Source organism: Sphingomonas faeni (assembly GCF_040407505.1).
GTDB classification, from domain to species: Bacteria; Pseudomonadota; Alphaproteobacteria; order Sphingomonadales; family Sphingomonadaceae; genus Sphingomonas; species Sphingomonas faeni_E.
Window position 1 is genome coordinate 38,554 of the sequence record NZ_JAPZPQ010000005.1, and the last position, 26,911, is coordinate 65,464.

Consider the following 26,911-nt stretch of genomic DNA (forward strand, 5'->3'; position numbering starts at 1 on the left):
AAGGAGGATATATCGTGGCCATATGGCGGCCTCTACGCCTCATGCAGCATGCGATACAAGGCCGGGATTAGCACCGCTCGTCGATACCGATCCGTCGAACATCATTGCGATCAATGCGCCACCGCTGACCGGCTTAGCCACAACCCGTGTGATCCCCGTCCGCAACAGTTCCTCGCGCTCCGCATCTGCGGCAACCGGCCAGAGCAGCGTCGTCTCCGCACCCGCAACAGACGCTGCTTCGGCGATCCTCGACAGTCCGCCGAAGATGTCATCGCCGCGCACCGTCGCATCGTCGATCAGCACACGCACGACGTCACCATCGGCAAGGCGCGCAACAGCCTGGTCGACCGATGCCGCAAACGCGATCGGCCCGCCGTGCGGTGCGAGCAAAGTCTTGAACATGCTGCGCGTGATCGGATTGCGATCGACGATCAGCGTGCTCGGCCGCGTATCGGTCTCGACGGCCTCGATCGCCGTTGGTTCAGCGCGCACCAATGGCAGGACTAGCGTAAACGTCGCCCCCTGCCCAACGGTGCTGCTGACGGATACGTCCCCGCCCATGGCACGCGCTAGGTTGCGGCAGATCGACAGCCCCAGTCCCGTCCCGCCGAATTGTCGGGTCGTCCCGGCATCGGCCTGACGGAACGATTCGAAGATCTCCTCGATCTTGTCCGCGGGGATGCCGATCCCGGAATCGGTGACGGCGACACGCAGCCGGTCGTCGTCGCCGACGTCTATCCTGAGCGTCACGTGACCCGCCTTGGTGAATTTCAGCGCGTTCGACAGAAGATTGAACACGATCTGTCGGACTCGTGCCGCGTCGCCCATGATTATCGCGGGGCAGCCCCCGACATCGACGGTGAACGACAAGCCTTTCGCTCGCGCCTGCTCCTCCCACATCCTCGCCGCGTCGGTCACCGTCGCGCAAACGTCGAAGGGCGCGGCCTCGATCGTCAGATTGCCGGTTTCCATCTTGGCGATGTCGAGGATGTCGTTGACCAGCGCACGCATCGTGATACCGGCGCCATGCACCACGCCGAGCCGATCGCGCATGTCAGACGGTAGTTTCAGATCGGCCAGCATCACCTGCGTCATGCCCAGGATACCGTTCAACGGCGTTCGGATCTCGTGACTGGTCGTTGCGAGGAACTCGGTCTTGGCCGCCAATGCCTTGCCCAACGCGCTGTTGGTGATGGCCAGATCGTCGTTCGCCGCCCGGACCTGATCCCGACTCCGGCGGATCGTAACCAGCCCAATCGCCAATAACGCGATCACCACCGCGACTGCCCCCGCCACCCCGAGAAAAATATTACGCTGAGTCTGCGCTCGGGTCCGCTCGAACGCGATGCTACGTTGCAGTTCGGCCGCCTTGAGTTGACTGATCTTCAGTTCCTGATTGGCGAAATCGAATCGCGCCGCCATCAGCGCCGTTTTAGTATCCGTCGCCAGCTTCGTGCCGGCGTCGTCCAGCCGCTTCAGCGCGTCGAGATGCACCAGCGCCGACTTGGCATCGCCCGTTTTCTTGAAGATATTGTACGCCGTGTCGTGGAAATCGCGATACGACGTGCCCGTCGTCTTCGGATCTATCCCGATCAATGCGCTTTGGATCAGCCGATTGGCGCGCGGCAGGTCGCCATGCTGCAACGCCGCCTGCGCCGCCGTCGCAGTCAGCCGCCCGGCGAGGCTTGGGTCGCTGGGATCGGCCGTCGCCCGTCCATTCGCGATCGCCCGGTCTGCGAGCGTGAGATTGCCGAGCTCCAGCTGAACGCGCGCGATGTTCATGTAGATCAGCTCGAGCAGATTTCGGCTGTTTAGCCGCTTCGCTAGATCAAGCGCCTGCTTGAATTGATCCGCCGCCTTTTTGTACTGATGATCCTCCGCAAAAACCAAGGCACGGTTGTTGTAGACCGACACCGCAATATTGATGTCACCCTGATAGATATCGAGCGCTTGCTGATAATATCGATCCGCGGTCTGGGGATCCTTCGCCTGCGTATAAAGCAACGCGATGAACACCAGCGCACGCGATTGCCCCCTGGCGTCGCCGAGCTTTCGGTAAATGCTGAACGCGACTTGATAGTCGATCAGCGCGTTGCCGACATGGCCTTGGTAGCTGTCGAGCCAGCCCATCGATATCAGCAGGTCTGCATGCAGCTTCGATCTCGGCTGAAACCGCTTTACCGATGCCAGCGCGCGCCGGACGAGCGGATCCGCCTTGTCCGGGTCGTTGATGCGGAGATTGGCTTCGCCCTGCAGCCACTGCGCAGTGGCGATCGCGATCACCCGCGCTTTCTCGCTCGCAATCTGTGCCCCGTAGCGTTCCGCGACGATCGCCTTTGGCAACGCCTTCGCGGGATCGATCAGCATCGTCGCATTGGCATCGGCCACGGTTACCTCGTAGCGGCCGACGGCGGTGTCGGTAACGGCAACATCAGGCGATTGTGCAGACCCGGCCGAAGCTCGACAGATGATCGACAATGTTATGACGGCGACCGCCACGGTCCGCCGGTATCCCGTCATTTTCAACCGCGCTTCCAGACGGTCGCCAGCCGGTTGAACGGCGCACGAATATCCGCCGCCATCGCCTGGTATTTTCCGTCGTCAAGGAAATGGATCAGTGCGTCGAGATTGATCGGCCTGCTGATGAGAAACCCCTGGATCATGTCGCAGCCCATCACGGACAGCAACGCCATCGCAGCGTGACTCTCCACTCCCTCGGCAACGACCTCCATTTCAAGGGCATGCGCGAGATCGATCGTCGAGCGCACGATCAACGGATCACGATTCGAACTCGTGAGTTGCGTCACGAAAAGCTTGTCGATCTTCAGTTCGCGTGCCGGCAACTGCTTAAGATACGCTAGCGACGACAAGCCGGCTCCGTAATCGTCGATCGCGATGACGATCCCGATATCCGCGAATATCTTGAGGTTCGCGATCGCGCTTTCCGGGTCACGGATGACTGACGTCTCCGTGATCTCAAACCCGAGTTGCGCCCCGCTCGCCTGCACCAACTCGCAGGCGCGACGAACGAAGCGCTTGTCGGCGAGCAATGCCCCCGCGATGTTGATGAAAATCCGGAGGTCGTGACCACTGGCAGCCAGCGCCTTCTGATCGGCAATTGAACGGCGGATCGTCCACAACGTGAGTGCGACGATATCCCGCGACTCCTCGGCCAGAGGAATGAAGTCGTTGGGCAGCACGAGCCCACGTGTCGGGTGGTTCCAGCGGACCAGCGCCTCGACGCTCGTGACCTCCTGGCGACGGAGATGAACCTTTGGTTGGTATTGGAGGAACAGTTCCTCCTTTTCGATCGCACGCGTCAGGTCCAGCGATAGCTCAGCACGATCCATTGCCGCCGGGTTGCCGGTCACGTCCCGCGCGATCGTGATTCGTTCGGCCCGGGCTTCGCGCAACGCGTGCTCGGCCTCTTCTATGAGCAGGACCTCGTCGCGGTGCGCCGAGGCAGCGGCAGCACCCAACTGGATATGGATCACATACGACTCACCGTCGATGTCGAACGGGTCCTCGAACGCAATTTCCAGCGCGGCGATCGCAACGTCCAAGGCTAGCCGTGCCTCGCTCTCGAAGACGATTTCCGCGGTGTCGCGTCCCGCGACCATGACCCTGGCGTCGGGCAGCGTATCGGCGATCCTCGCCGCGACATCGACTATCACGGTGTCCGCCCTCGATCGTCCGAGATGACGGCGCAACACCGCAAAATTCGCAACCTCGGCGAGTACGAGAAACCGCCAAGACCCTTGTGAGGCCTGGAAAATCGCATCCCGCGTGCGCTTTATCGATAGGTCGGCGTCCAACAGCCGAATGCCCCCTAAATGCGGGCTGCCTTCGACCTGACCGTGCGGAATGTGGCTCATCCCACTCCGAATAGCTCGGGCGCATAAATATACCCTTAAGCACCTAGCACGCCTCAACGCCAAGAAGATGGTTAACAAGTTACAAATGTTATTGTTTAACGCTTCATTAACCGATATCCGGGACCGGCACCTTCTCGGTGCCAATTAGGGAGCAAAACATGCTGAAGCTCATTATCGCGCTCGTTTACGGCGAAGGCATTCGCCCCTGGTGAATGCCAGTCGGCTCGAACATTGCGGACGCGTCGAATAAGGGCGCCCCTCGGTGTTCGGGCCGACACTTTATAGTGGCTGATGCCTGGACCGTGCGTGTCGGTGCGAGCAGGCGCTGCAACACGGTGAGTTTACTGGATAGTTTTCGCATCGCTGATGCGTAGACCCGCTTCGGCAACACCTCACGCTCATCCTAAATGGGCCGACTGTTAGTCTAGGCTCAAGACGATACCATCAGGCGGTAACTTCCTCCCGCCGTGCACGAGCCTGCACCGGGTTCGAGAACCGCATCGCATCATCGATCGAGCCGAACTTGAGCGCGAGCACGTCCAGGGCGTAATTCTGGTTCAGCTTCCACGGCTTGCGCTCTCCCTGCGTCGGTAAAGCCGCAGCGGCGCGCTGCACGTACCCCGATGTGAAATCGAGGAACGACTCGCTCTTCATGGTCGGATCGTCGTTGAACGGCGTTGCCTGCCGCAGGCCGCGCTTCTTCATCGTGTTCAACAGCCGGCACATGTAGATCGCGGTCAGGTCTGCCTTCAGCGTCCACGACGCGTTGGTGTAGCCGAAGGTCGAGGACAGGTTCGGCACACCGTCAAACATCATCCCCTTGTACTGCAGCCGCCCGGCGAGCTCGATCGGCTTACCGTCGAGGCTGAACGCGACCCCGCTCATCAGTTGGAGTTCGAGGCCCGTCGCAGTGACGATCACGTCCGCGGGCAGGTCCTTGCCCGAATCGAGCCGGATGCCCTCGGGCGTGATCCGTGCGATCGTGTCGGTGACGATCGAGGCTGTGCCGGCGTTGATCGCGGCGAACAAGTCGCCGTCGGGGACAAGGCAGACGCGCTGGTCCCACGGGTTGTAGCGCGGGGTGAAATGCGTCGCGACGTCGTAATCGGGGCCCAGCTGATCGCGAACCATGCCGATCATGCGCTCCTTCACGACGGCGGGCTTCTTCCGTGCCATCCGGTAGAAGAACATGCCCATCAACACGTTCTTCCAACGCGTGATGCCATACGCAGCCTTTGCCGGCAGTTTCCCGCGCAGCCAGTTCGCCACGCCGTCCTCGCCCGGTCGCGCGACGATATAGGTAGGCGAACGCTGGAGCATCGTCACGTGTGCCGCGGTCTTCGCCATCGACGGTACCAGTGTCACGGCGGTCGCGCCGCTGCCGATCACGACGACTCGCTTGCCGCTATAGTCGAGGTCCTCGGGCCAGAATTGCGGATGGACGATCTGCCCGGCAAAGCTGTCCGCGCCCTCGAACTCGGGCGAATAGGCCTTGGCGTAATTGTAATAGCCCGCGCACATTGAGAGGAAGTTACAGGTCAGCGTTACCGGGCCGTCGGGTCCGGTCGCCTTGACCGTCCAACGCGCGTCCTCGGTCGACCACGCGGCGGACTTGACGTGGTGGCCATAGCGGATCTTGCGGTCGATGCCGTACGCTTGCGCCGTTTCCTCGACATAGGCGCGGATCGAGGGGCCGTCGGCGATCGATTTGGCCGCCGTCCAGGGGTGGAAGACGAACCCTAGCGTGTGCATGTCCGAATCGGAGCGGATGCCGGGATAGCGGAACAGGTCCCACGTCCCGCCCATCGACTGCCGCCCCTCGAGGATCATGTAGCTGCGGTCGGGGCAACGCGTCTGGAGGTGGTAGCCGGTGCCGATCCCGGAAATGCCGGCGCCCACCACGATCACGTCGACATGTTCGGTCATGCTGCATCCTCACGCCCCGGCGTTACGCCGTAGGTTTCATAACCGAACCTATCCTGTTGTGATCTTTACTCAATAGTCCTTCGTATATTTCACGCTCGCGCTCTGCCCGCCGCTCGATCCCGCGGCCGACAACAGGCTGAGTGCCTTGGTCAATGCGATCTCGAGCTGGGTCGAGGTGAAGCCCTTCGCGTCGGTCACGATCTCCACATAGATGTTCTTCGTGATGTACTTGCCAGCAGCCAGGCTGGTGCCGCGCCCCGTCGCCGAGTCGGCACCGAGCACGCGCAACCGGTCGAACCCGGTCGCCGAGCGGAGCTTGCCGAGCGGGTTCAGGCCACCGCCACCCGACCCGCGCAGCGAGTTCAGCGCGGACGCGAGTTGGATCGCCTCGGTCGCCGACAGGTTGGCTGGGCTCGATCCGAACAACAGGCGGCTGAGTACTTCGTCCTGCGGCAGGACCGGCGTCGAGGTGAACGCGATCTGCGGCTTCTGGCCGGTCCCGGTGACGTTGATGACGACGGTGATGTCGCTGGTTGTCGTAGTCGCCTGGATGTTGATGTCGGGATCGGTCAGCGCGCCGCCACGGAAGCGGATCTGGCCCTTGTTCACCTCGAACCGCTTCCCCGAGAACGAGTAGGTGCCGCGGACCACGTCCATGCCGCCGGTGACGATCGGGGCGGCGGATGTGCCGCCGATGTGCATGTCCATCTCCCATTCGGATTCGAGGCCCATGCCCGAGACGAACAGCTGGTTCGGCGCACGAACGCGAAGGTCGAGCTTGAACTTGCCGATCGCCGGCACGTCCGAGCGATCGGTCGAGACCGGCGTGCGGATGTCGCTCTTGCGACGCACGCCCGTCAGCTCGGGAACTTCGGCCTGGCCCTGACGGATGATCTGGTAACGCGCCTCGGGGATCTGGAGATCGCCCTGGATCAGGCCGCCATCGCGTCCGTTGGTGAGGTGGACCGTGCCCGTAGTCGTGGCGCTGATCGCGTCGCTCTTGGCGAGCTGCGCATTGTTCAGCGTCGCGCGGATGTCGATGGGGAAACCGCTGTCCGCCGCGAACCCGATCGTGCCCTGCGCTTGCAGAGTGCCGTCGCCGGCCTTCGCATTGAGCTGGGTCAGCTGCAACTCGGTGTTCGAGAACCGCCCGGCGATCCGCATCTGCGACAGACGCGTGCCATAGGTCTCGTTGTCGTAGGTCAGGTTGTCGGCCCGGACGACGCCGTTCAACTGCGGCGCGGACAGGCGCCCGGAGAAGTCGGCGGCGACCGCAATCGGCCCCGACAATTGCTGGTTCGGGATCGCGGCAAAGCTGAACAGCACCGCGGATGGGCCGTTATAGCGGATCCCGCCCGACAGCGGCGCGGCCATCAGGCGCGTGCTCCACGAACCGTTGCCGGCTGGCAGCGGTCGCAGGTTCGCGACCATGCGGCCGATCACCGACGTCCCGCGACGCACCAGCGCACGACCGGTCGCACCCTCGCCGCCGAGCGTCCCGGCGAATACGATGTCGACGGGGTCGGAGACGGCGGCGAGACCCGAGCGCGTGAAGTTGGTGACGGTCACGCGTGCGTCGGCGGTCGGCAGTGCGGCCGAATTCGCCTGCGAGAAGTCGAGGCTTCCGGTCGCCTTGCCGCCGATCCCGAGGTTCGGGACCAGTGCGGACAACGTTGACAGGTCGAGGCGATCGAGTCGGACCTGTGCGTTCGTGCCGCGGCCGTAGCTGCCGGCCAAGCGCGCCGAGCCACCGCCTGCGCCACCGAAGTCGATCCGGGTCGGCGACAGGCGATACTCGCCCTTCACCGCCTGGATGCGCGCCGGGTTGACCGTGCGGAAGTCAATGCCGTTCGCCTGGCCCTGTGCGGCGACGAGGTAATTGTTGGGGCTGAGCTTTGCATTGACGGCGAGGCGGAACGGGACGCCGTTCGAACCGGTCAGCAGCGCCTGCGCGGTGCCGTTGCCGCCGACATAGTTCACCTTTGCGCGTGCCGCCGAGAGGACGATCGCGCCGTAGCGCATGTCCGCGACCTGTGCGTCGGCGACGATCTGTGGCGTCGGCGTCAGCACCGCGGTGGCGTTGACGATCGCGCGGCCGATAGTGAAGTCGACCATGCCGGGAATCTTGGCGCCGTTGGCACGCGCCGCGACGTCGGCACGCTGATAGCCGCCCTGGTTGGCGAGGCGGACATTGCCCGACAGGCCCTGCCCGGCGAACTGGAGCGCACCCGCGAACGGACCTGCGGCGGTCTGCACGATCCGGCCGCTTCCGACGATTCCGGCGAACACCACGCGGCGCACGTCGACCGCGAGTTGCGCGCCCGGCTTGACCAGCACGTCGGCAGTGAACGGCCCGTAATTGGTGCCGCCGCTCGCGGTGACGGCATAGGCGCCGCCACGGCCAACAATCCGCGCGTTGAGATTGACGAGGCCGACGCCCACGCCCGGACGCGGTGCGCGCAGGACGACAACGGGGGCCGTCGCGCTGCCCGTGACGCGGGCGGACAATGGGCCATAGGCGGTGGAATACGCATCGGCGTTCACCAGCACGGCGCCGGTGGCCGGATCGAACCGGCCTTCGCCGCTGGTCACGCGGAACTGTGGCGCGTTCATCCGGAGATTGCGGAAGGTGACGATGCCTTCGGGGCTGTAGCCGATGTCCGAGCGGACGATCGCGTTGCCGCCGAGGAAGCTGCGCGCGCCTTCGTTGAAGATCTGCGAGGTCTGCGCGACGACGCGACCGGTGATCCCGAAGCCACCTTTGGGTCCCGGCACCAGCTTGGCGTCGGTCGTCAGGTTGACGATGCCGATCCCGTCGACGCGGTAATTGTTGATCCGCCCCTTCAGCGCGCCGGTGTAGCGCCCGGTCGACAGGTTCGCGACGACCACCGCGGTCGCATCGATCTTGTCCGACCGGATCTTGAGGTTGTCGGAAAGGACATTCACGCCCGAGATCGCGAAGTCGCCGTCGATCGCGACGTTCGTGGCGAGCCCGCCGACTGCCGCGTTCAGACCGGTCACGCGACGTGCGCGCGCCTTCACCGGCACCAGGATGCGGTCCGAGTTCACGCGTGCGAGACCCTCGGCATAGAGGTTCTCGACGCCCATGTCGCCGAACGCGATCGTCGCGGCGCGGACCTTGTAGTCGACCGTCGGCGTCGCGAACGCGCCGTCGAGGACGACGCGTGCCGTGACATCACGACCGCGCAGGTTCGGCAGGATCGCGCCTGGCGTCAGCAGCTTTGCGTTGACGGCAAAATTGCCGAAACGGCTGTTGGCGAGATCGATCAGGCCACCGGCGTCGACCGCAAGCGCATCCGACTTCAGCGTCATCCGCGTGTCGGCCTTACGGTCGTTGAGCGTGGTATCGATCGCGACGTCGAGTTGTGGCGACGTCAGACGCTCGACCGGACCTTCGAGATACAGGCCGGGCCGCGTCGAGCCGCGGACTTCGATATGACCGTTCTTCGCGGTCAGGCCGAGGTTGGCCAACTGTCCGCCGCCCAAAGTCGCGACCGCGCGACCCTGCCACGAGGCCCAGCTCCCGCGACCATCGACGGTTGCCGTCAACGGTGCCTTGAACGACCCCATCGTCGAGACGACGCCGCCGACCGGCGCGGTCAGCTTGACGTTGACGTCGAGCTTGTTCTGTTCGGGCACAGCGTCGAGCTTGAGCACGAGGCGATCGCCACCGGCGATGCCGGGGCCGGTCAGCGCGGTCGCGTTGGTGGTCAGTTGCGCGCGCTTGTCGGCGATGTGGACCGCACCGTCGATCTTGACGATATGCGTCTGGCCGGTGACCGGCTTGGCGATCAGGAAGCGATCGATCACCAAACGGTTCACGTCGATGTCGAGATCGGGGAGCAGCGGCGCGTTCGGGTCGGTCGGCGTTGCGTTGAGTATCGGGCGGCGCTGCAGCGTGACCAGCGGCGTGGTCAGCGAGCGCACGTCGACATGGTTCTTGGCGAACGCGAATGGGCGCCAGTCGACGGCGAGCTTCGGGCTGGTCAGGAACACGCCCTTGGGATCGGACACGCGCACGTCGCTGAGCGTCATCGCGCCGTAGATCGAGCCGTCGATCCGACCGACCTTGATATTCAGCCCGGACGCAGTGGTGTAGCCGCCGATCTGGTCCGCGACGAGACGCCGGCCCGGATCGGTGTTGATCCCGAACAGCACGATCAGCACGAGCGCGACCAGACCGACGACCAGGATCGCCAGCCATTTCAGGATGCGCTGCCACAGCGGGCGCCGCTCGACGATCACCGTTTCCTGCGTCGTCTCGACGTGCGGAGTGCCGTTTTCGGCCATCAGAATGCCTGCCCGATCGAGATATAGAGGGCGATCTTGCCGTCGCCCTCACGTGGGTTCAGCGGCGTCGCGACATCGAAACGCATCGGGCCGAAGCTGGTATAGAAGCGCCCGCCGATGCCCGCGCCGTAGCGCAGGGACGACAGGTTCGGCGTGCTGCTCTCATAGCTGTTGCCGGCATCGATGAACGGCACGATGCCGAAATCGCCGAACCGGTAGCGGGCCTCGAGCGCGAATTCGTTGAGCGAGCGCCCGCCGACCGGATCGCCGTTGGGATCGAACGGCCCGAGCCGCTGATAGCCATAGCCGCGCACCGATCCGCCGCCGCCGCCATAGTAGCGCCGCGATGGTGCAAGATCGTCGCGCGAGACGCCCTGGATCGAGCCCGCCTTGGCGCGCCCGGCGATGACGATGCTGCTGGAGACGGGGTAGTAGAACGTCCCCTCGATCATCGTCCGGATGTACGGCTTGACCGAGCCCTGGACCGACGTCTCAGGGCTGAGGTTGAGCGTCAGGCGATACCCCTTGGTCGGGTTGAGCAGGCTGTCCGAACGATCGAACTTCACCTGGCCCGGCAACGCGACGATGCCGTAGGTGCGGCGGACGTTCTCGCCGCGACCGAAATCATAGACGCTTTCGTTCGTACCGACGAGCTCGCCGCCATAATAATAGGTCAGCGGCTTCTGCCAGATCGGCGTGGAATCATAGCTCCAGCGGACGCCGACACTGGTCGTGAACGCGTCGTACGCATCGTAATTCGAATGGTTCGCGCCTGCGGTCAGGCTGAACGTCTTGTCGCGCTTGCCCGCATTGGCACGGCGGAACGTTCCCGACAGGCCCTGCTCCTGCGTACCCGCGATCACCGATCCGATCAGCGCGCCCTCGTACGGGAACAGGTTGCGGTGCTGCCACGTGCCTTCCGCGCGGAAGCCCTGCCCGGTCGAGAACCCGACATTGCCGCCGAGCGAGCGCGGCTTGCCCTCGCTCTGGCGGACCAGCAGGTCGACCTGCTCGGTGCCGTCGGGGTTGATCATGCCGGTGCGGACCGGCTCGACCGACACGGTCGAGAACAGCGACGTCGCGACCAGCGCATCGCGGAGGTCGTCGGTCATCCGGTTGTCGTAGAGTTCGCCCGACTTGAACCGCGGGAACAGGTTCAGATGCTCCAGGTTGAAGACCGGATCTCCCTCGGTGCGAAGCTGCCCGAAGGACGAGCGCGGACCGGTATCGACGGGCAGCGTGTACGCGCCGGTTGGGGTCTGGTCGTCGAGCAGGATGTCGCGCTCGCCGACCTTGACGAACGGATAACCCTGCTGCGGCAGCGTCAGGCTGACATTCGCCTCCGCGCCCTGGATCCGTGCGGCCTCGATCGGATCGCCGACCTTCAGCGGTAATTGCGTACGGACGAGATCGGGCGGCGTCGTCGCGTCCGCCTTCACGGTGATCGACGACAGCGAATACAGTCGGCCGGGTTGCGCGCTGACGGTCGCCTTCAGCCGCGCGGGCTTGGTCTTGTCGGCATCGGGGATCGTCTCGATCGTCGAGATCGCGGTCGCATCGTAATAGCCGAGCGACTTCAACAGCCGCACCGCCAGCGCCTCGTCCTCACGCGCACGCGCTGCGACCTGCGTGGCGTTCGCGGCCTTGCCCTTGCCCTCGGCGAGTGCGGACAGCGCCTTGTATTCGCCTTCGAGCCCGTCGCCCGCCTTGTCGAGACCCTTGGTCGCGGTCTCGTAGCGGATCTCCGGCGCGTCCTTGTCCTTGATATCCGCCGCGGTCTGGAGCGGAGTCGTGTCGAAGCTCGACAGCGGCGTCAGCGGTTGCGCGAGTTGTGGATCGCTCGGGCCGGTTGGCGGCAGGACGTCGCCAGCGAGCGTGGTCGCGGGGGTCGTTGCCGCGGAGGGCGTCGCCGGTGTCTGGGCCGATGGAGCGGGCAGCGGCGCCATCGCTTCCAGCGGCGCATTCAGGTCAGCGCTCAACGGCGGCAGGGCGCTTTCGAACTCGGCGTCTGGCACGATCGGCGCGTCGGAGCGCGGGTCGTTCGACCGCGGCTGGTCGCTCGGCTTGGGCGCGTCGGGACCCTTGGCAGGGGCGGTACCCGGCTTCACCAACTGCGCGGAACCGACGCCCGCGAATCCCGTTGTCGACGCTACCAACGCCAGAGCGAGCCAATAATGCCGGCTGTTCGAAGCTGTCACACGATCCCCTTTACAGGCAGCGATCGTGCTCGATTCACCCCCATCTTCGTCCACGTAACGCACATAGGACGGCTTAGTTTCACAAAAATTAACCTCAGACACAGCCGATTAGGCCACCGACCGGCATGACGACAGTATCCCGTCCGGGGCGGTCGATCCGTAGCATCGCGGACGTCACGGTCGCGCCCGCCGAGATGTCGGCGCGGACCGCGACGGCCATGTCGAGCGTCGCGGTCACGTCGCCGCCGCGATATTGCGTGACGCCGCCAAAGCCGAAGCCGATCGCGGGCGACTGGGTCGTCACCGCGAAGTCGGTCGTCTTGCCATCGATCGTGAGACGTATCTGCGCGGGGTCGGCGGTCGCCATCGCGACGAGTTGGCGGCCGGCATCCATGCTCCAGAGATACGCAGCGCACCCCTTGGCGGGGAGCTTCTGCTGGCCGATCGCGCCGAGGGGACCCGGACCTGGATTCGCCCCCGGATTGGCCGCGGCCGACGGCGCCGCGGCTTGCAGCGCGAGCATAAGAGCGAGCGATATCATGGCGTCAGGCCTATCATGAACAGCCACGCGGGATAAGCCGCGATCGCCAGCAACGCGCCGAACGGAAGCGCCGTGTCCGCCGCCATGCTCCTCCCCTTGAGGTGCGCGGCGAGGACGACGCCAAGCCCGATCATGCTCGCGATGAGCAGCACGGCGGGCAACATCTGCCACCCGAGCCACAACCCGATCGCGCCGAACAGCTTGGGATCGCCACCGCCCATCCCGTCGCGGCCACGCAAATTTCGATAGCCGAACGCGACGAGCCACAGCGTTCCGAACCCGGCGAGCCCGCCGATCAACCGTTCCTGTAGCGGTGGGTCGATGCCGAGCGCGGCGCCGACGAGCCCGGTCGCGGCGAGAAGCATAGTCAGCCGATCGGGCAGCCAGAACGCGACGAGGTCCAGGCTTGCCAGCGCCAGCAACAGCCATCCGAACACCGCGCCTGCTATGCCTACCGGTCCCGGCGCAACGATCCCCGCAGCCAAGCCGATCGCAAGCCCCGCCAACTCGATCCGCCAATGCACCGGACTGATCGCGACGCCGCACCCTTTACACCGGCCACGCAGGACGAGCGCACTCAGCAGCGGTACCAGCTCGCCCGCGCCGAGCGTTCGCCCGCAGCCATCGCAGGCCGAACGCCCCTGCATCACCGATCGCCCGTCGGGCCAGCGCGTCACCAGGGCCGCGACGAAGCTGCCGATGATCGCTCCGAGCACCCCCAGCAGCACCGCCCAGAACGCAGCCTCAGACACCCGTTTTCCGCACTAGGTAGCGATACACGCCGAGGAGGTTGATCCCGAACAACACGATGTTCTGCGTGCCCAGCGCCCAGTCCCCGGTCAAGGCCGCACCGCTCAGCCAGGCGATCGACGAGCCGACGAACAGCACGAACCCCCACCCCGTCACGCGCCGCCCGAAGTCGAGCGATACCATGAAGGCGGCGATCACCCCCGACCCTGCTGCACACCATTTGAGCGTCGCGATGAGTGTTTCCATGACGGGAGGTCTAGGCGCATCCCGCGGTGCTTTGTATTGCCGCACATCAACCCCAGATACGGGGGCAGAAGAATATATGGAGAGTGAAGTGGCCGCCGATCGAGATCCCATCGTCATCCTGTCCTACGCGCGCACGCCGATGGGATCGTTCCAGGGCGCGCTCGCCGGCGCGACCGCGACGCAGCTTGGCGCCGATGCTGTGCGCGGTGCGGTCGAGCGCTCGGGCGTGTCGGCCGCGGAGATCGAGCGGATCTACATGGGCTGCGTGCTTCCCGCCGGGCTTGGCCAGGCGCCGGCGCGACAGGCGGCGATCAACGCCGGGCTTGGCGATCACGTCGAGGCGACGACGGTCAACAAGATGTGTGGTTCGGGGATGCAGGCGGCGATCCTTGCTGCGGACGCACTGGCGGCGGGCTCGGTCGACCTGCTCGTCGCGGGCGGCATGGAGAGCATGACCAACGCGCCCTACCTCTCGAAGAGCCACCGTGGCGGTGCGCGCATCGGGCACGACCGGATGTACGACCATATGTATCTCGACGGGCTCGAGGATGCTTACGAACCCGGCAAGCTGATGGGCAATTTCGCCGAGGACACCGCGCACGAATACCAGTTCACGCGCAAGCAGATGGACGACTACGCGATCGAGTCGCTGCACCGGGCGCAAGCCGCGCAGAAATCCGGCGCGTTCGACCGCGAGATCGTCTCCGTCGATATTGCGGGGCGCAAGGGCACGACGACGGTCTCGCTCGACGAGCAGCCTGCCAAGGGCGACGTCGCCAAGATCCCGACGCTGAAGCCCGCCTTCTCGAAGGACGGCACGATCACCGCCGCCAACGCCTCGTCGATCTCCGACGGTGCGGCTGCGCTGGTGATGACGCGCGCGAGCGTCGCGGAGCGGCTCGGTATCACGCCGATTGCGCGCGTCGTGGCGCACGCCGCGCATGCCCATGCACCGGCCCTGTTCACGACCGCACCGGTGTTCGCGATGCGGAAAGCGATGGAGAAGGCCGGCTGGTCGGCGTCCGACATCGACCTGTTCGAGGTCAACGAAGCCTTCGCCGTCGTCGCGATGATCGCGATGCGCGACCTTGGCCTGCCGCATGACAAGGTTAACATCCACGGCGGCGCGTGCGCGCTCGGTCATCCGATCGGCGCAAGCGGTGCGCGGATCCTCGCGACGTTGCTGTCGGCGCTGGAGACGACGGGGCAGAAGCGCGGCCTTGCTTCGCTCTGCATCGGCGGTGGCGAAGCGACCGCGATGGCGGTAGAACTGATGAACTGATCCCCTGACTCCCCCCCTCCCTGGAAGGGAGGGGCTAGGGGGTGGGTTGCCCTCCGCATCTCCCGAGCGCAGTCTGGAGGGATGGCACGTATCCCTCCCGATATGACGCGGCGCGCTCGGGAGTTTCGCAATCATCCGACTGCAGCGGAGATCGCGATCTGGCATAAAGTCGCGTATTTTCGCCCGCGGTTTACGCGGCAGTTGGTAGTTGAGCGGTTTATCGTCAACTTGGCGTGCCGGGAGGTGCGGTTGGCGGTGGAGTTCGATGGCAGCCAACACATCGATTCGGTTCGCGATGTTGCTCGCACGCGGAGGTTGGAAGCGCTGGGGTGGACGGTGATCCGGTTCTGAAACTCCGACGTTGCCCGCAATCCAGACGGCGTAGCCGAGACGATCCTGGCAAGCGTCCTCCGTCTTCAGCGGCCAACCCACCCCCGCCCCCTCCCTTCCAGGGAGAGGAGCTAGAAGAGCAGTCAGCTACAGGGGGGACGTTGCCTCCTCTTCTTGCCCCCCTCCCTGAAAGGTAGGGGCCGGGGGTTGGGTCGGCGTCCGTATCACGTAACACCGCCAGCAAAGCGCGCCCTCAAATCCTCAAGGCAAAACCTCCCCAGCCTCGACACCCCAAAGCCCCCCAACGGAAACAAACCCCGCCTGCCCCTTAACATCCATCCGACACCAGCCATTGCCGCACTGGCTCAGCCGTCCGACAACCCCCGGCGCCGCGCGCCACAGCAACCGGCTCCCCGCATCGGGCTTCTCGCGCAGGTCCACCGGCCCCGCGCCATGCACCATCGCGGTGCGCGTGCCGCTCAGCAGGTTCGCCTGCATCCAGCCCTCGGTCCCGTCGGGATCGGCGATCTTGCGCCATTCCTTGAAGATCGCGACCACCTTGATGGGGAGATCCTGGCGCTGATACAGCCAGCTCGCCGGATAGGTCCGCGCAGGGCCGGTTCGCATCCGCGCGCGCGATGCCGAGATCGATGCATAATAGGGCAGCGTGCGCTTCATCGCGTCGGCAGCCGCCACCGGGTCGGGCACCAGCGCGGTGGCAACGAAAACGGAAAGCGCGGCGGCGAGAATGCGCATGGTCATATCCTAACTGGCGAACCGAACTCCTATCGCGACGAACCGCTTTCCTCAACCGAAGTTGCGGCCCTGACGTTGACGGGACGTTGACGGGCACGAGCGCCTTCGCCAAGCCGGTCGCATGATCGACACACGCCGCTGTCCGAACCCCAAGGTCGTCGTCACCCGCGAGCTGGCCGATACGCTGATGGATCGGATGGAGGCGTTGTTCGACACGCAGAACAACCGCGCCGATGTGAAGCTCGACCGCGACGAGCTCGCCGCGGCGATGGCGGACTGCGACGTGTTCGTGCCGACCGTGACCGATGACATCGATGCGGCGCTGATCACCGGCGCGGGCGACCGCCTGAAGCTGATCGCGAACTACGGTGCGGGCGTGAACCATATCGACCTCAAGGCGGCGCGCGCACGCGGGATCATCGTCACCAACACGCCGGGGGTGCTCACCGAAGACACCGCCGACATGACGATGGCGCTGATCCTCTCGGTGCCGCGCCGCTTGGCCGAGGGCGAGAAGCTGGTGCGTTCAGGCCAGTGGAAAGGCTGGAGCCCGGGCGGAATGCTGGGCCACCGGATCGGCGGCAAGGCGCTCGGAATCGTCGGCATGGGGCGGATCGGCCAGGCCGTCGCGTTGCGCGCGCGCGCGTTCGGGCTGACGATCCATTATCACAATCGCACCCGCCTGCCCGCAGTACGGGAAGCGCAACTGGCGGCGACGTTCCATGCATCGCTCGACGACATGCTCGCCTCGGTCGACATCGTCACGATCCACACTCCACTCAACACCGACAGCCGCGACCTGATCGATGCGCGTCGGATCGGCCTGATGCGCCCGCACGTATACCTCATCAATGCAGCGCGCGGCGGGATCGTCGACGAGGCCGCACTGGTCGCTGCACTGGAGGGGGGCAGGCTCGCCGGCGCCGGCCTCGACGTCTGGGCGCACGAACCGGAGATCGACCCCCGGCTGCTCGCGCTGCCCAACGTCGTCATGCTGCCGCACATGGGGTCCGCGACACTCGAAGGCCGGATGGCGTCGGGCGAGCGCGTGATCCAGAACATCCGGATGTGGGCCGACGGCCACCGCCCGCCCGACCAGGTGCTCGACGGCTGGGCCTGACGCCGGGAAGTATAAGACGCTGGGAATTATAATCTGCATCAATCGCCGGGAACCGATCCCGCAGTGCAGCATTTGATGGGAACCCCCGGAGAAGATGGAGTTTCCACGATGAAGAAGTTTGCCGTTTCCGCCCTGCTGCTCGCATCCGCCGTCTCGATGAGCGCCTGCTCGACGCTCAATGGCGCCGGCATCGGTGCAGCCGGCGGCGCGGGCGTTGCCGCTGCGACCGGTGGCAGCGTCGAGAAGGGTGCAGCGGTCGGTGGTGCTGGTGGCGCGGTGGTCGGCACCGTCGCGGACTGATCGATCGCCGCACAAAAATGGACGATCCTCCCCCGCCAGGGGGAGGTGTCGCCGAAGGTGGCGAAGGGGGAGGACGGGGAACAGAGGTTTCGCTTTCCTCCCCCTCCGACTGGCAAGTGCCAGCCACCTCCCCCTGGCGGGGGAGGATAAACAAGTCTCTTAAACCGCGCGCATCCAGTGGGTGCGCGCTACCGTTCCGGTCAGTACCTTCGACCCGAACGCCTTGATGATCTTGGCCGCGTCCGCGCTGTTCATCAGCACGACGCGCGTTCCGCCCGAGGGCAGCGTCTCGATCGCGCTGATGATCGCGTCGTGCTTCTTGCACATCGCGATGACCTGAGCCTGCTCGACGCTGACGTTCACCGCGCGCGAGATCGGCACGACCGTGTCTGCGCTGGTCGTCACGATGCGATTACCGCGGTTGCAATGTAAGAAGAGATCGTCATGCGGCATTCCCGGCTCGGAGCGGGAGCGCAAAGCATCTCTCAGTCGCAGCCTGCCCGTACGAAGCGCCGCGATACGTCCGTATGCGCGCTATCGCCCGGAACGGCAACGACGCACGTCATCCCGCTACGTTCGCACGCGCAATAAAGCGAGACCGAACCCGACGAAGATCGCACCCGTCGCCCGGTCGAACGCACGCCGCAAGGCTGGACGCGTCAGATAGCGGGCGAGCGTCCGCCCACCGGCTGCATACATGCCGTACCAGAAGCTCTCGACCACTGCGAAAGTCACCACGAGGATCGCGAACTGCGGCGCCTGCGGTGAGGCGCGGTCGACGAACTGCGGCAGGAACGCGGCGGCGAACAATAGCAGCTTGGGATTGCTGATCCCGATCACGAACCCGCCGCGAAACAGGCGCCACGCCGACACGGTCTGAGGCAGCGCAACCGGCGACGTATCGTCGCCGACGTCGATCGGAGACCCCGCCCCGCGCCATGCCTTGACCCCGAGGAATATGAGGTACGCGACGCCGGCATAACGCAGCGCGTCGAATACGCGAGGCCACGCCGCGAGCAGCGCGGATACGCCTGCCGCGGACGCCGCCAGCACGAGCACCAGCGCGGTCAGGCACCCCGCCATCGCCGCGAGGCTGCGCCGCGCGCCGAAGGCGATGCTGCGCGTCATGACGTGCAGCATGTTGGGTCCTGGCGTCCCGCATAATAGGAACACCGCGACCACGAACAACCATCAGGCGTGTAGCGTCATTTACGGCTCCTGTTGTTCACGAGGCGGTTCGGGCGGTTCGGGCGGTTCCAGCGGGCCCGTCCGCCTGCCAGCCCCGTCACCCCAGCGAAAGCTGGGGTCTCCCCGTTTGGCGAGCGACTTGAGCCTCACGATGATACCCCAGCTTTCGCTGGGGTGACGGGGCGGCTCAGGGTGACGGGGCGGCTTAGGGAAACGGGGCGGCTTAGGGAAACGGGGCGGCTTAAGGAGACGGGGGAAGTGTTCACTTGGGAGGTGTCCGGCTCGAACGCCGGACACGGCGCCTCAATCCCCCGTCAAAATCCGATCGACCAGCTGTCCGACGCTCGGCACGAACCCGTTGGAATAAAACGGATCCTTCTTGAAGTTATATGCGGCGTGCCCCGCGAACATCAAATTCTGGTCGATGTCCCCACCATGCGCGATATCCTGCAGCGTCTTCTGGATACAGAAGCTCCGCGGATCGGCCAGCCGCCCGGTCGAGTTCGTCTCGGTATCCGCCCAGCTCGAGAACGAGCATTGCGACAGGCAGCCCATGCAATCGGCCTGATCCTTGCGGATCACGCCCTTCTCGTTCGGACTGACGAACACGAGCGTGTTGTCCGGCGTCTTCAGCGCATCGGTATAGCCCTCGCCGAACCAGCCGCGCGCGCGCAGCAGGTCGTTGCGCGTGACCCAGAAGTTCTTGCCCTTCACGCCGACGTCCAGCTGGAAGATGTGGTCGCCAGCCTCCTGCGTCGAGAACGCGATCTGGCGCTCGGACCGCGCTTCGAGCGACCGCAGGAACGGATTGCGCACCGCGGAGGAATAAAACCCGGTCGGCGAGAATTTGTGCAGCAGCACGTCGCCTTCCTCAATCTGCGTCAACGCGTTCTTCCAGCCCTCGGGGATCGGGCTCTCGCGCGTGAGCAGCGGGCGCGTACCGAACTGGAACGCGATCGTCCCCAGTTCCGGGTTGTCGATCCAGTCGTTCCAGTCGCGCAGATACCAGACGCCGCCCGCCATCACGATCGGCACGTCGTCGCTGATGCCGCCTTCGCGCATCACGTCGCGCAGTTCCTTCACGCGCGGATACGGATCCTGCGGCTTCAACGGGTCCTCGGCGTTCGACAGGCCGTTATGCCCGCCCGCGAGCCACGGATCCTCGTACACGACCGCTGCCAGCCACTCGGCCGCCTTCGAATAGGCGCGCTTCCACAGCGCCCGAAACGCGCGGCCGGAGCTGACGATCGGTAGGTAGCTCACGCCGTAGGACGCGGTGATCTCGGACAGCTTGTACGGCATGCCTGCGCCGCAGGTGACTCCGGCGACCTTGCCGCGCGTACGTTCGAGCACACCGTGCAGGATCCGCTGCGCGCCGCCCATTTCCCACAGGACGTTGATGTTGATCGCGCCCTTGCCGTCGGCGATCTCGTACGCGCGCTCGACTTGTTGGACCGCGCCCTCGATCGCGTACTGGACGAGTTCCTCGTGCCGGTCGCGCCGGGTCAGCGCCGCATAGACCTGCGGGATGATCTTGCCCTCGGGATCGTAGCTGTCGGCGTTGACCGCAGAGACGGTGCCGATGCCCCCGGCGGCAGCCCAGGCGCCGGCCGACGCGTGGTTGGTCGCGGCGACGCCCTTGCCGCCCTCAACCAGAGGCCAGACTTCCCGACCGTTATAGACGATAGGCTTCAGGCCCTTGAACACGACGTCACCTCTCCCGGAAAATACGGCCCCCTATATCGCAAGGACGCAGCGTGCGAGCAATATTACGACCTAGGTTAGCGCACCCGGACGGTTCAGGGCACCTTCGTACAGCGCGCGATAGCGAGCGATCATAACCTCTTCGTCGAATTCCGAGCGCGCCTTTGCCTGGTTCGCGGCACCGACCGAGGCGCGCAAGGCGGGATCGTGGACCAGCGCCTGCAACGCATCGCGCAACCGAACCTCGTTGGCGATCTCGGTCACGAAAGGCAGATTCTCGGGCGAGACCATTCGCGTGATGTCACCGACCGGATAGCTTGCGATCGGCAAGCCGGCCGCCATCGCCTCGACCACCGAGATCGGAAACTGCTCGCTCCGCGACGACACCGCGAGCATGTCGAAATGGCCGATGTAACGGTAGGGGCGATCCAAGAATCCTGGCAGGACCAACTTGTCCGCCATCCCCATCGCCGCGGCGGCCTGGATAATGTTCGCGCGCTCCGGCCCTTCGCCGACGATCACGAGGCGTATGCGACCCGACACGCCGCCGACCGCGCGAACGAGCGCGGTAAGGTCCTTCACCTCGCGCAGACCCGCAAGCGCGCCGATCACGACTTCCTTGGCGTTGGGCGTAAACCCCGGGATCGCCTTCGGCTCGGGCCTCTGCGCATAATAGGCCGTGCCGATCCCGTTGACGATCCGGTGGACGCGCTCGCGCGGCTGCTTCCACGTCTTCAGCGCGATGCCTTCGAGCACCTCGGACGGCACCGCCAACGCATGCGCAGCGCCCAGCGCGAGCCGCCGATAGATGTTGCGCTCGATCTTGAGCCCGTTCGCTTCGTCGGCGTTGAAGCCATCCTCGTGATGCACCAGCGGCGGCGATCCCTTGGCGAACGCGCGCCGCGCCATCGCCCCGTCGATTGCACCCCAATTATAGCTCAGCACCAGGTCGAACCGCCGCATATACTGCGCGATCGCCTCGTAGCGCGCGACCGACGGCTTGCCCGTCAGCGGCGGCGGGTTCTGCGCGATCTCGTAGCGCACCCCCTTCGCGATCGAGTCTCGCGCGCTCAGCGCATCGGGCACGCCCGACACGATGGTGTGTTTCGCGCGGTCCCCGAACGCATTCATCAACCTAACCGCCCGCGCCTCCTTGCCGCCGAGGTCGAACGAGGAGTGGAGGTGGAGGATGTTGACGGGAGCGGCCATGGCCGACGCGATGCCGATTTTCGCGAGCGCTTTCAAGGGCGCGTGCGGACTTACCGTGCGCGAGCGGCGCCAACACGACTACCTTCGATACAGTATTGCCATCGAATCGGACCATTCGCCTAAGTCTTTATATCGATAGCCAAGCGAAACGGACAATGTTCGAATTGAGTTGGATGTGACGTCACCCGTAAAACAGTTGGACCGGAATACCGGCAACAAAAGGATGACCGTTATGGCTGCCTATGATTTCGATCCAAAACAGATCCAGAGTGCTCTCGACGCCGCTGCGCAACATGCAAAGTCAGCCAATATTGCTTCGGTTAGTGCGGAGACCGACGTTTCCAATGGCGGCGCCTTGGTACTAGCCGGCGGGTGTATCAGCGTCACGGTTAACAACGGACAGGTCTGCGTCAATCTGCCGCTAGGGTTCGGCTCGATCTGCCTGCCCATTCCGTCAATCTTCCCCAGCGGAACCGCAGCGCAGGCTTGCCTCGACATCTGCACGACATGGGGCATCCCTACGGGCGTGAAGGTCACGATCTCGGTCGCTGGCCATGTCGTCGTTTCGAAGTCGTTCGGCCGCTGCTGACCCGACTTTCCAGGAGGGAGGCCGCACACTGCGTCCTCCCTCCTGGCTAGCGCTCAGCCTGCGAACACTTCCTTGGCGATGTGCGTGATCCGGCATGCCAGATCCGCCTCACCACTAGCCACCACGTAGAAGTCGCCCGCGTCGGCGATGCCCGTCGTGAAGACGACGTTGTCGAGGTACATGCTGTCCTTCAACGGCTCGGTCAGCGCCGGGTTCGGCTCCAGCAGCGCGGTATGCTCGGTCGCCACCGTGATCGAGGGATCGTCCTTGTCTAGGATCGACCAGTACGTCCGGTAAATCCCGACCACGCCCGACGGCTCCACTCCGTGCCACAGCGTCAGCCAACCTCGATCGGTCAGAATCGGAGGCGCGCCGCCGCCCATCCGCGCGGTCGCGACGGTGGCAGCGTGTGGCCGGATACCGGGCTTGTCGTGCGGCTTCCAATGCAGCGCATCGGGTGAGCGCGACAGGTTGATCGACGGCCCGCTGCGCCATTCACTGCCTGGTGGATAGGCGAAATACAGGTCGCCGAGCGGGCGGGTCTGCGCCCAATACTGGCCGTCGATGAACCCCTCGAAGATCAGCATGTCCTTGTTCTGGTGATCGAGCACGATCCCCTCGAGCTGCCAGTCGAGCCCATCGGCGGAGGAATACAACGTCGTCGAATGCCGCTCCGGGCTGACCGAGCAGGTGGTCATCAGATACCGATCCCCAACTTTCGATATCCGCGCATCCTCAACGCCGTAGCATTGGTACGAGGTGCGCGGCGCGATCGCCTTGTCGTAATGCACCGCGACGACCGAGCGCCCCTCGGCGTCGAGCTCGACCGGCAACAGCCATGACAACGAGGTCAGCGCCATCACCTTCCACCCGCCGCCGGGGATCAGGAATTTGCGGGGATCCTTGGTATCCACCATCTGCAACGGCCACGCGTCGAGCAGATATGCGCCGTCCTGCCAGCGGATCGCGTGGACGTTGCCGTTCTTGACCGGCTGCTTGAGTGCTTCGGCGACGCGGACCATCAGCAGCAGATTGCCGTTCGCCAGCCGCGTCATTCCCGGGTTGAACGCGCCGAGTACATAGGTCTCCGCGCCGACCTTCCCCGCCAGCGGCGAACGCGACAGGTCGATGTCGGCGGGGGTGAAGACGAGCTGATCGAACATGCTATTCTCCTTGGTGATACGCGGCGACGCGACCATTCATCACTACCGTCATTCTGACGAAAGTCAGGATCCAGAGCCGTGAAGGACGCCTCTCCGTTACTCTGGATCCTGACTTTCGTCAGGATGACGGGAAGGGCGTGGCGCTCGACGACATACCGCCGAGTCGTCTTGCCTATTCCCCCTCGAGCGCCCGCGGGACGATGACGATCTGCTGGATCACGGTCCGCGTCGGCTGCGTCAACACGAACTCCACCCCGACCGCGATGTCCTCCGCGCGCAGCATCTGCTCCGCCTCGATCATCTGGCGCTGCTTTTCGTCGGGGACGTCGGGGTACTGCATGTTCGAGCCGACCTTGCCCGGCTCGACCAGCGAGACCTTGATCCCCTTCGGCCCCAGCTCGCGCCGCAACGCCTCCGAGAAGCCGGCGATTCCGGACTTGACCCCGGCATACACCGTCGAGCTCGGCCCGAGGATATGCGCGCTGAGCGAACCGATGATGACGATGTCGCTGATCGGCTTCATCCGGTGCGCAGCGTGATGCGCGCTGAGCAGGTACGCGGTGAAGTCGACGGCGATCGCATAACGCAGTTCGTCCTCGCTCATCTGCGTCAGGCCGCCGGCCGCGACCGCCGCGTTGACCACGGTGATGTCGAACCCGCCGAGATACGCCTCGCCCGCGTCGAAGAACGCGCGGACCTTGTCGGGATCGGCCAGTTCGGTGACCATCCCATCGCCCTCGCCGACTTCGCGGATTCGCGCCAGCGCGTCCCGCAGATACCGCTCGTCGCGCCCGCAGATATAGACCTTGGCGCCCTCGGCCGCGAGCAGCACAGCGATCGCCCGGCCGATCCCGGTGGTCCCCCCGGTAATGATCGCACGGCGGCCCTTCAGCGGGCGGACGGTGGTGTGGGCGTCGGAGAGTTCGGTCATCAAGTATCCCGGCTTGTCAGCAGATTGGCGGCGAAATGCACGTTGAAACACTGCGCGCCGCCCTCCCCTAGGCGCGGATCGCCGCCCCCTCAAGCGCACGCACCAGCAACCGGTCGATCGGGTCCTGCAGCATCGTCTCGCTCAACGTCGGCGCGTGGCCGACGCCCGGCACCGTCACCAGTTCTGCCTGGTCGAGCGACGCGGCCATTCGCTCGGCCGTTGCCGCCGAGAGCAGATCGGATCGCCCACCCCGGACGGTTAGCGTCGGCACATCGCGGAGCGAACCCAGCGCCTGCCACATGTCAGGCCCCGCCTCGTTCCCCGGCACGCGGAAAGGCTCGGCAATCTTCAGATCGTAATCGAGCACGATCCGCCCCGAACTGTTGAGCCGGTACAGCCGCTTGGCCATCGCCAGCCAGTCCTCGATCTGCCAGTCGGGATAGACGTCGGCGTTGTTCTCCGAAACGCAGCGGGCTGCATGCATCCAGGTCGGGAAGACGCTCGCCTTGCCGACATAGCCGCGAATCCGCGACAGCCCCTGCGCGTCGATCTCCGGGCCGACGTCGTTAAGCAGCGCCGCCATCATCCGGCCCCGCGATGGCCCCGCCATCAGCATCGTCACGATCCCGCCGAGCGACGTGCCGAACGCGATATACCGATCGATACCCTGATCGGTCAGCAATGCCTCGACGTCCTGCACGTACGTCAATGGCACATACGACATCGGGTCTTTCGCGTAGGCGCTCTCGCCGCGCCCACGAAAGTCCACCGCTATCAGGCGCCAGCGCCCGGCAAGGCGCGCCGCCAGCGCATCGAAATCGCGCGCATTCCGCGTGAGACCGGCCATGCAAATGATCGGCGGCTGGCCTTCCTCGCCACCCGGATAGTCCCTCGCGTGGAGCCTCAGCCCGTCGTTGGACCACCAATAGAGGTTTTCGTAAGCGGCCATGGTTGCGTCCTTCGGGTAGCGGCCACCATATCGCCGCATGCCCATCTCCCCGCAAGCCTATCGCCCCGAAGCAAAGCTCCTCGACCTCGGCGACGGCTTCTTCGATCCCGTCGCGCCCGCCGACTTCCCCGAGACAAGGCTGCGCTTCCGCAACGATCGCGCCGCCGCGCAGATCGGAGTCGACGGGCTCACCGACGACGAATGGACGCGTCATTTCGGACGGTTCGAGCCGCTCCCCGACACGCTCCCCCAGCCGCTCGCGCTCCGCTACCACGGCCATCAGTTTCGCAACTACAACCCCGATCTCGGCGACGGTCGCGGCTTCACCTTCGCGCAGATGCGGGATGACCGAGGCCGGTTGATGGACCTCGGCACCAAGGGATCGGGCCAGACCCCGTGGAGCCGCGCGGGTGACGGCCGCCTCACGCTCAAGGGCGGTGTCCGCGAGATCCTGGCGACCGAAATGCTGGAGGCGCTCAACGTGCCGACTTCGCGGACACTGTCGCTGATCGAGACCGGCGAGGAACTCCAGCGCGGCGACGAGCCCAGCCCAACGCGCTCGGCGGTCCTCGTCCGCCTCAACCACAGCCACGTCCGCATCGGCAGTTTCCAGCGCCTCGCCTACCACCGCGACGAAGCGGGCTTGCGCAAACTCGTCGGCTACACGCTGCGCAACCTGTACGACGAGGACAGCGAAGACCCGGTCCGCCTGCTCGACCTCGTCGTCGGCCGCACCGCCCGCCTCGCTGCACGCTATATGGCGGCGGGCTTCGTCCACGGCGTGCTCAATTCCGACAACATCAACGTCACCGGCGAGAGCTTCGACTACGGCCCGTGGCGGTTCGCCCCGACCTGGGACCCGGCCTTCACCGCCGCTTATTTCGACCATCAGGGGCTCTACGCGTTCGGCCGCCAGCCCGAAGCGATCCACTGGGACGTGATGCAGCTAGCGGTCGCCCTGCGCCAGATCGCCGAGAGCGACCCGCTGGTGGCGGCGCTCGACCAGTTCGGTCCGCGCTACCAGCCCGAAGTCACGCAGGCGATCCTCTGGCGCCTCGGGGTCCGCCCGCGCGATCCAGATACCGACCGCGACCTCGTCCAGGCCACCGAACGCGCGCTCCGTACCTCGGAAGTCGGGATCGACCGCTTCTTCTTCGACGTGTTCGGGGGAGAGCTGCCCGACACTTATGCAGAGCCCTGGGACGAAGTCCGCGCCGCGCTCGCGTCGTACGAACCCCGCAAGGACCGGTCGCACGGCTATTGGTCGGGCGAACCATGCAGCATGCTGATCGACGAAGTGGAGGCGATCTGGGCCCCGATCGCCGACCATGACGACTGGACGCTGTTGACCGCGAAAGTCGCCGCGATCCGCAACATGGGAGACGCGCTCGCCTGATTAATCCTCCCCCGCCAGGGGGAGGTGGCAGGCACTTGCCTGACGGAGGGGGAGGAAAGGGCAAACGGTCGTTCCGCGTCCTCCCCCTCCGTCACCTTCGGCGCCACCTCCCCCTGGCGGGGGAGGATCGTGAGATCAGCCTTTTGC

The 26,911-nt window shown here is 65.2% G+C and carries 22 protein-coding genes; 6 read left to right on the plus strand and 16 right to left on the minus strand.

What is annotated here, in order from left to right; genetic code table 11:
* Positions 1-39 precede the first annotated feature (39 nt).
* The 8 genes from O6X71_RS15375 to O6X71_RS15410 form a co-directional block, all read right to left on the minus strand.
* The gene (locus tag O6X71_RS15375; protein ID WP_353466608.1) at positions 40-2,499 is read right to left on the minus strand and encodes an ATP-binding response regulator; all 2,460 of its coding nucleotides are present in this window, start codon (positions 2,497-2,499) and stop codon (positions 40-42) included.
* 23 nt (positions 2,500-2,522) lie between these two features.
* Positions 2,523-3,875, minus strand: a complete 1,353-nt coding sequence (locus O6X71_RS15380; RefSeq protein WP_435368497.1) for an EAL domain-containing protein — start codon at positions 3,873-3,875, stop codon at positions 2,523-2,525.
* 444 nt (positions 3,876-4,319) lie between these two features.
* Positions 4,320-5,801, minus strand: coding sequence for a flavin-containing monooxygenase (locus O6X71_RS15385; protein ID WP_353466609.1), 1,482 nt, complete (start codon positions 5,799-5,801; stop codon positions 4,320-4,322).
* 69 nt (positions 5,802-5,870) lie between these two features.
* Positions 5,871-10,112 (minus strand): translocation/assembly module TamB domain-containing protein, encoded by a 4,242-nt coding sequence (locus O6X71_RS15390; RefSeq protein ID WP_353466610.1) that lies wholly within the window; start codon positions 10,110-10,112, stop codon positions 5,871-5,873.
* Entirely contained in the window at positions 10,112-12,310 is a 2,199-nt protein-coding gene (locus tag O6X71_RS15395; protein WP_353466611.1) for an autotransporter assembly complex protein TamA, read from the minus strand. The genes O6X71_RS15390 and O6X71_RS15395 overlap by 1 nt, the downstream gene beginning before the upstream one ends.
* A gap of 94 nt (positions 12,311-12,404) precedes the next feature.
* Entirely contained in the window at positions 12,405-12,851 is a 447-nt protein-coding gene (locus tag O6X71_RS15400; RefSeq protein ID WP_353466612.1) for a hypothetical protein, read from the minus strand.
* Positions 12,848-13,603: a prepilin peptidase gene (locus O6X71_RS15405; protein WP_353466613.1), complete on the minus strand. Its 756-nt coding sequence runs from the start codon at positions 13,601-13,603 to the stop codon at positions 12,848-12,850. The genes O6X71_RS15400 and O6X71_RS15405 overlap by 4 nt, the downstream gene beginning before the upstream one ends.
* Positions 13,596-13,847: a hypothetical protein gene (locus O6X71_RS15410; RefSeq protein WP_165886453.1), complete on the minus strand. Its 252-nt coding sequence runs from the start codon at positions 13,845-13,847 to the stop codon at positions 13,596-13,598. Before O6X71_RS15410 ends, O6X71_RS15405 begins: the two co-directional genes overlap by 8 nt.
* An 88-nt stretch (positions 13,848-13,935) precedes the next feature.
* On the opposite strand from O6X71_RS15410, the gene O6X71_RS15415 reads away from it, so the two are divergent.
* The gene (locus tag O6X71_RS15415; protein ID WP_435368498.1) at positions 13,936-15,129 is read left to right on the plus strand and encodes an acetyl-CoA C-acyltransferase; all 1,194 of its coding nucleotides are present in this window, start codon (positions 13,936-13,938) and stop codon (positions 15,127-15,129) included.
* A 102-nt stretch (positions 15,130-15,231) separates the two neighbouring features.
* Positions 15,232-15,480, plus strand: a complete 249-nt coding sequence (locus O6X71_RS15420; protein WP_353466615.1) for an endonuclease domain-containing protein — start codon at positions 15,232-15,234, stop codon at positions 15,478-15,480.
* A 240-nt stretch (positions 15,481-15,720) separates the two neighbouring features.
* On the opposite strand, the gene O6X71_RS15425 is transcribed toward O6X71_RS15420, so the two are convergent.
* Complete coding sequence (locus O6X71_RS15425; RefSeq protein WP_435368499.1) at positions 15,721-16,215, minus strand: SH3 domain-containing protein; 495 nt, start codon at positions 16,213-16,215, stop codon at positions 15,721-15,723.
* Positions 16,216-16,336: 121 nt separating this feature from the next.
* Between O6X71_RS15425 and O6X71_RS15430 the strand changes: the two genes are divergently transcribed.
* Positions 16,337-17,335: a 2-hydroxyacid dehydrogenase gene (locus O6X71_RS15430; RefSeq protein ID WP_353466616.1), complete on the plus strand. Its 999-nt coding sequence runs from the start codon at positions 16,337-16,339 to the stop codon at positions 17,333-17,335.
* A gap of 108 nt (positions 17,336-17,443) precedes the next feature.
* Entirely contained in the window at positions 17,444-17,635 is a 192-nt protein-coding gene (locus O6X71_RS15435) for a hypothetical protein (RefSeq protein WP_353466617.1), read from the plus strand.
* A 159-nt stretch (positions 17,636-17,794) separates the two neighbouring features.
* Here the strand turns inward: O6X71_RS15435 and O6X71_RS15440 are convergent, their stop codons facing one another.
* From O6X71_RS15440 to O6X71_RS15455, 4 genes are all read right to left on the minus strand, one after another.
* Complete coding sequence (locus O6X71_RS15440) at positions 17,795-18,040, minus strand: hypothetical protein (RefSeq protein ID WP_353466618.1); 246 nt, start codon at positions 18,038-18,040, stop codon at positions 17,795-17,797.
* Between the two features lie 165 nt (positions 18,041-18,205).
* On the minus strand, positions 18,206-18,775 hold the full coding sequence (locus O6X71_RS15445) for a LysE family translocator (RefSeq protein WP_435368500.1): 570 nt from the start codon (positions 18,773-18,775) through the stop codon (positions 18,206-18,208).
* 351 nt (positions 18,776-19,126) lie between these two features.
* Positions 19,127-20,530 carry an NAD(P)H-dependent flavin oxidoreductase gene (locus O6X71_RS15450; RefSeq protein WP_353466620.1) on the minus strand — a complete coding sequence of 468 codons (1,404 nt, stop codon included), beginning with the start codon at positions 20,528-20,530 and terminating at the stop codon, positions 19,127-19,129.
* Between the two features lie 69 nt (positions 20,531-20,599).
* Positions 20,600-21,736: a glycosyltransferase gene (locus O6X71_RS15455; protein ID WP_353466621.1), complete on the minus strand. Its 1,137-nt coding sequence runs from the start codon at positions 21,734-21,736 to the stop codon at positions 20,600-20,602.
* A gap of 232 nt (positions 21,737-21,968) precedes the next feature.
* On the opposite strand from O6X71_RS15455, the gene O6X71_RS15460 reads away from it, so the two are divergent.
* Positions 21,969-22,325 (plus strand): hypothetical protein, encoded by a 357-nt coding sequence (locus tag O6X71_RS15460; RefSeq protein WP_056063078.1) that lies wholly within the window; start codon positions 21,969-21,971, stop codon positions 22,323-22,325.
* 53 nt (positions 22,326-22,378) lie between these two features.
* Here the strand turns inward: O6X71_RS15460 and O6X71_RS15465 are convergent, their stop codons facing one another.
* From O6X71_RS15465 to O6X71_RS15475, 3 genes are all read right to left on the minus strand, one after another.
* The gene (locus O6X71_RS15465; RefSeq protein WP_353466622.1) at positions 22,379-23,488 is read right to left on the minus strand and encodes a glycosidase; all 1,110 of its coding nucleotides are present in this window, start codon (positions 23,486-23,488) and stop codon (positions 22,379-22,381) included.
* A 172-nt stretch (positions 23,489-23,660) separates the two neighbouring features.
* On the minus strand, positions 23,661-24,419 hold the full coding sequence (locus O6X71_RS15470) for an SDR family oxidoreductase (protein WP_353466624.1): 759 nt from the start codon (positions 24,417-24,419) through the stop codon (positions 23,661-23,663).
* A 67-nt stretch (positions 24,420-24,486) separates the two neighbouring features.
* The gene (locus O6X71_RS15475; RefSeq protein WP_353466625.1) at positions 24,487-25,368 is read right to left on the minus strand and encodes an alpha/beta fold hydrolase; all 882 of its coding nucleotides are present in this window, start codon (positions 25,366-25,368) and stop codon (positions 24,487-24,489) included.
* A gap of 37 nt (positions 25,369-25,405) precedes the next feature.
* Here O6X71_RS15475 and O6X71_RS15480 point away from each other — a divergent pair, with 37 nt between their 5' ends.
* Entirely contained in the window at positions 25,406-26,764 is a 1,359-nt protein-coding gene (locus O6X71_RS15480; RefSeq protein ID WP_353466626.1) for a protein adenylyltransferase SelO, read from the plus strand.
* The last annotated feature ends 147 nt before the right edge of the window (positions 26,765-26,911 follow it).

What these genes read in the sequence shown, in the direction of transcription:
- O6X71_RS15380 (WP_435368497.1), bottom strand. Translation starts at nt 3,875, where the DNA reads ATGAGCCACATTCCGCACGGTCAGGTCGAAGGCAGCCCGCATTTAGGG.
- O6X71_RS15385 (WP_353466609.1), bottom strand. Translation starts at nt 5,801, where the DNA reads ATGACCGAACATGTCGACGTGATCGTGGTGGGCGCCGGCATTTCCGGG.
- O6X71_RS15390 (WP_353466610.1), bottom strand. Translation starts at nt 10,112, where the DNA reads ATGGCCGAAAACGGCACTCCGCACGTCGAGACGACGCAGGAAACGGTG.
- O6X71_RS15400 (WP_353466612.1), bottom strand. Translation starts at nt 12,851, where the DNA reads ATGATATCGCTCGCTCTTATGCTCGCGCTGCAAGCCGCGGCGCCGTCG.
- O6X71_RS15410 (WP_165886453.1), bottom strand. Translation starts at nt 13,847, where the DNA reads ATGGAAACACTCATCGCGACGCTCAAATGGTGTGCAGCAGGGTCGGGG.
- O6X71_RS15420 (WP_353466615.1), top strand. Translation starts at nt 15,232, where the DNA reads ATGACGCGGCGCGCTCGGGAGTTTCGCAATCATCCGACTGCAGCGGAG.
- O6X71_RS15425 (WP_435368499.1), bottom strand. Translation starts at nt 16,215, where the DNA reads ATGCGCATTCTCGCCGCCGCGCTTTCCGTTTTCGTTGCCACCGCGCTG.
- O6X71_RS15430 (WP_353466616.1), top strand. Translation starts at nt 16,337, where the DNA reads ATGATCGACACACGCCGCTGTCCGAACCCCAAGGTCGTCGTCACCCGC.
- O6X71_RS15435 (WP_353466617.1), top strand. Translation starts at nt 17,444, where the DNA reads ATGAAGAAGTTTGCCGTTTCCGCCCTGCTGCTCGCATCCGCCGTCTCG.
- O6X71_RS15445 (WP_435368500.1), bottom strand. Translation starts at nt 18,775, where the DNA reads ATGCTGCACGTCATGACGCGCAGCATCGCCTTCGGCGCGCGGCGCAGC.
- O6X71_RS15455 (WP_353466621.1), bottom strand. Translation starts at nt 21,736, where the DNA reads ATGGCCGCTCCCGTCAACATCCTCCACCTCCACTCCTCGTTCGACCTC.
- O6X71_RS15460 (WP_056063078.1), top strand. Translation starts at nt 21,969, where the DNA reads ATGGCTGCCTATGATTTCGATCCAAAACAGATCCAGAGTGCTCTCGAC.
- O6X71_RS15465 (WP_353466622.1), bottom strand. Translation starts at nt 23,488, where the DNA reads ATGTTCGATCAGCTCGTCTTCACCCCCGCCGACATCGACCTGTCGCGT.
- O6X71_RS15470 (WP_353466624.1), bottom strand. Translation starts at nt 24,419, where the DNA reads ATGACCGAACTCTCCGACGCCCACACCACCGTCCGCCCGCTGAAGGGC.
- O6X71_RS15475 (WP_353466625.1), bottom strand. Translation starts at nt 25,368, where the DNA reads ATGGCCGCTTACGAAAACCTCTATTGGTGGTCCAACGACGGGCTGAGG.
- O6X71_RS15480 (WP_353466626.1), top strand. Translation starts at nt 25,406, where the DNA reads ATGCCCATCTCCCCGCAAGCCTATCGCCCCGAAGCAAAGCTCCTCGAC.